The sequence below is a fragment of the Peribacillus sp. SIMBA_075 genome (assembly GCF_046534585.1).
The window spans coordinates 1-320 of sequence record NZ_JAWRYN010000308.1 but is presented as its reverse complement, the minus strand read 5'-3'; the positions used below and the strand labels follow the sequence as shown (position 1 = coordinate 320).

Genomic DNA, 320 nt, shown 5'->3' with positions numbered 1-320 from the left:
ATCAAGATGAGGCCCGGTGCATCGTCGATTTCTGCGATCATGTAAAACAGCGGCATCGCGAGAAAATAGATGCCCGTAATGGAGAGGGCGCACAGCTTGATGTTCTTGATTGCCTTCACTGAGCGCACAGAAAAGGCGGTGTTGTCATCGATGAAACTCAATAATTTAAATGTCTGGTACAGCGCCAGGAAATAAGCGGTCGCGGTTGCATAGAGCATGCCGATAAAGACATACTGCAGAAATGCCAGCTGGTCCGGCCCATCCTGGATAATGCTCGAAAGCGGCAGCACAACGAAGATGCAAAGCGCGATGACCGGCAG

The 320-nt window shown here is 50.9% G+C and carries 1 protein-coding gene; it reads right to left on the bottom strand.

Annotated elements, in window-relative coordinates:
• Positions 1 to 272, bottom strand: a 272-nt coding sequence (locus SB775_RS28355; protein ID WP_410864502.1) for a DUF2975 domain-containing protein, incomplete at its 3' end; no start/stop codon positions are given.
• Between the last annotated feature and the right edge of the window lie 48 nt (positions 273 to 320).